The sequence below is a fragment of the Amycolatopsis sp. NPDC003731 genome (genome assembly GCF_053586895.1).
The window spans coordinates 1-3,418 of sequence record NZ_JBSFNC010000287.1; the positions used below are offsets into that span (position 1 = coordinate 1).

The 3,418-nt window shown below is 69.6% G+C and carries 4 protein-coding genes; all 4 read right to left on the bottom strand.

The features are described from left to right. Positions 1-535 precede the first annotated feature (535 nt). The gene (locus tag ACWDN5_RS46455; protein WP_449680762.1) at positions 536-745 is read right to left on the bottom strand and encodes a hypothetical protein; all 210 of its coding nucleotides are present in this window, start codon (positions 743-745) and stop codon (positions 536-538) included. A gap of 104 nt (positions 746-849) precedes the next feature. Next, positions 850-1,752: a non-homologous end joining protein Ku gene (gene ku, locus ACWDN5_RS46460; RefSeq protein WP_310970482.1), complete on the bottom strand. Its 903-nt coding sequence runs from the start codon at positions 1,750-1,752 to the stop codon at positions 850-852. Positions 1,753-1,836: 84 nt separating this feature from the next. Further along, complete coding sequence (locus ACWDN5_RS46465; RefSeq protein WP_310970481.1) at positions 1,837-3,063, bottom strand: styrene monooxygenase/indole monooxygenase family protein; 1,227 nt, start codon at positions 3,061-3,063, stop codon at positions 1,837-1,839. A 17-nt stretch (positions 3,064-3,080) separates the two neighbouring features. After that, a partial coding sequence (locus tag ACWDN5_RS46470; RefSeq protein WP_449680763.1) for a GTP-binding protein occupies positions 3,081-3,418 on the bottom strand: 338 nt, incomplete at its 5' end.

Genomic DNA, 3,418 nt, shown 5'->3' on the forward strand with positions numbered 1-3,418 from the left:
ACACAACCACGACAAACATCTCTCTTTTTTTTTTTGGGGTGTTGTATTTTGTGCGCGGGCCCCCCCCCGGCGGGGGCGCCGCCCCCGCCCCCCCCCCCCCCGCCAGGCCGTTCGGCTGTCCCGCGGAGAGGGCCGGCACCACGGCCGGGGAAATGGCCGCGAGCACGATTCCGGCCCGGGAAGTTTCCGGCGCCGTGCCGGTGAAAAACGAACCGACGTCTCCAGTGGTCACGTAAATCGTGAGCGCGAAGAAGGAAATTGCGATCGCCTTCGAGGGCGGGCGTTCCCGCGCTCCCGGATCACGACCGCGCCTCGGTCAGGACCCCGACCGTGCCGCCTGGAAAGTAAAGGGTCCTCCGGCTCCGAGGGGGAGGGAGAGCCGAAGGACCCCGTTAGTGTTAGCACATCGCCAAGCCGCTGTACACAGCTGCATACACGATCGTGTGACCACCTTGACGAATCCCGAACGCCGCGAAGGCCTTCCCGGCCGGCTCACACCCGGCCGGGAAGGCCTTCGCGGTTCCTGACGGGAGGCTCAGGAAGCTCGGCGCAGCAACGGCTTCCGCGGCGCGGTGGCACAGCCGCAGCCGCCGCCGACGCCCTGGCAGTCGACGATCAGGGCGTGGCGCACGCGGTCACCGTCCGCACAGGCCGGTTCGGTGCACTCGGCGAACCCGCCTTCCGGGTGGACCACCAGCGTCCCGTGGCAGTGGTCGATCCCGGCGTCACAGGATGCACACTCCATGTCCGCACCGCCTTTCCGCGCTCGTGCACCCCAAGGTAGGACCGGGGAGCGCGCGGGCGCGGGAGCCGGGCGGCGTGTCGGCACAACCACCCGTCCGAGCGCACTCAGGCGGACTTCGGTGCCCGCTTCCGGGTGGCCGGCTTCTTCTTCGCCGGCTTCTCGTCCTCATCGGACGCTGCGGGAGCTTCGGACACTTCGGACGCCGCGGCGGCCTCCGAAGAGGACTTTCGCGACTTCTTCGCGGCGTCCACACTGGCCTGCAGCGCCGCCATCAGGTCGACGACCTCGGCCTTGGCGGTGACGGCGGCGGGCTTGGTCGTCTCGTCCCCCGCGACCTTGGCCTCGATCATCTCCTCGAGGGCCTCGCGGTAGTGGTCGTGGTACTTCTCCGGCTCGAACACCGGCTCGGCCAGCGAATCGATCAGCGACCCGGCCATCGTGACCTCCTGCGGCCGGATCTGCGGCGGGTCGTCGCGCAGGAACGGGAAGTCGGGCTCGCGGACCTCGTCCGGCCACAGCATCGTGGTCATCACCAGCACGTCGGCGTGCACGCGCAGCACCGCCATGCTCTCCCGCTGCCGGACCGCGACCTTCGCGATGGCCACCTGGCTCGACTTGTGCAGCGCGTCCCGCAGCACGACGTACGGCTTCACCGCGTTCTTCTGCGGCTCGAGGTAGTACGTCCGGTCGTACTGGATCGGGTCGATCGACTCCAGCGGCACGAACTCCAGCACGTCGATCGTGCGCTGGGTGGCCAGCGGCAGCTCGGCCATCTCGGCGTCGGTGATCACCACCATCTCGCCGTCGGGCAGCTCGTAGCCCTTCGCGATTTCGGCGTACGGCACTTCCTGGCCGTCGATCGTGCAGAACCGCTTGTACTGGATGCGGCCGCCGTCGGCTTCGTGCACCTGGCGCAGGGAGACGTTCTTGTTCTCGGTGGCCGCGTACATCTGGATCGGGATGCTGACCAGCCCGAACGACACCGAGCCCTTCCACATCGCCCGCATGCCACGCACCTCCGATGAACCACGCTGTCGTCTTCACGCAACGTGACCACGGTAGCCGGAATCGACCCGGGGCGACAGTCCGATCTAGACCTCTGCCAGGTACTTCTCCCAGAGCGCCGGGTCCATGAACCAGTGCTGGAAGTCCGCCGGGTCGGTGAATCCGTTGGCGAACCGCCGCGCGACCGCGGGGTTCTGGCCCGCCACCCCGAGGATCTGGAGGACGTGCGGGGGCGGCGGCAGGAGGAGCGCGTTGGTCCATTCGGTCACGTGCCGGGCGTACTCCCAGTAGCGCTCGAACGTGGCTTCCATCCAGGCCGCGTCGAACGGCCGGTCGCCGTGGGAGACGATCGCGTCGAGGTAGGTCGCCGCGCAGTGGCTCGCGTTGTTCGAGCCCTGCCCGGTGATCGGGTCGTTCGCCACGACGACGTCGGCCATGCCCAGCACGATCGCCCCACCGGGCAGGGTGCCGACCGGGTGGCGGACCACCGGCGGGTAGCCGCCCGCCAGGGTCGCCTTCGAGTCGGTCAGCTCGGCGTCGCGGCAGCGCTCGTACTCCCACGGCACGAACTGCCGCATGAGGTCGAGCACGCGCCGGAAGTGCTCGTCCGGGCCCGGGTGGTCGCCGAAGCAGTCCAGCGGCCCGCCGGGCACGCCTTCGAAGAACAGGATGTCGCAGTTCCCGCTCAGCGTGTACGCCGGGATCATGAACAGCTCCCCGACGCCGGGGACGATGTTGAACCGCACCCCCATCTTGTCCGGGTGCTCCGGCCGCCGGCCCACGCCGTGGGCGTAGACCAGCGACAACGCGCGCATCGGCCGCGTGTACGGCGAGCGCTCGGGCACCCGGTCGAACAGCTGGACCAGCTCGCCCTTGCCGGCCGAGATGACCACCAGGTCGTAGAGCCGGGCCAGCGCGTCCAGTTCGGACGTCATCACGCCGTGGATGACGAGCTTGCCGCCGCGGTCCTCGAACAGCTCGAGCCAGCCGGCCATCTTGACCCGCTGGTCCACCGACTGCGCGGGGTGGTCGAGCTCGGCGAACCAGTCGAGCGCGCGGCCGCCGTCGGGCGCGGCCACCGAGACGCCGAGGCCTTCGACGTTGACCGTCTCGGCCTCCCACAGGTTGATCCCGAGGTCGCGTTCGTGCTGCAGGGCGTCGTGGAACATGCACTGCGTCGACATCACCCGCCCGTTCCGGATCTCCTCCGGCGTCCGTGCGGACATCACGGTGACGTCGTAGTCCTTCGCCTGCAGCCCGAGGGCCAGCTGCAGGCCGGACTGCCCGGCACCCACGACCAGGACCTTGCGCATGGAGCTCGTTCTCCTTCTCAGGCGTGCGGGGCGCTGCCGGCGAGCTCGCGGCCCGCCGGACCGGAGAGCACCGCCAGCGACAGCGTGTGGCCGACCAGTTCGGTCAGGGTGGCGATGGTGGACGCGCGGTCGCGGGCGTCGCAGGTGACCAGCGGGACGGCCGGGTCGAGCGCGAGGGCGTCGCGCACCTCGTCGAGGTCGTGCACCGGCTTGCCCTCGAACTGGTTGACCGCCACCACGAACGGCAGCTCCGAGTCGTTCTCGAAGTAGTTGATCGCCGCGAACGACTCGTCGATCCGGCTGGTGTCGACCAGCACGACCGCGCCGAGCGCGCCGCGGCTCAGGTCGTCCCAGA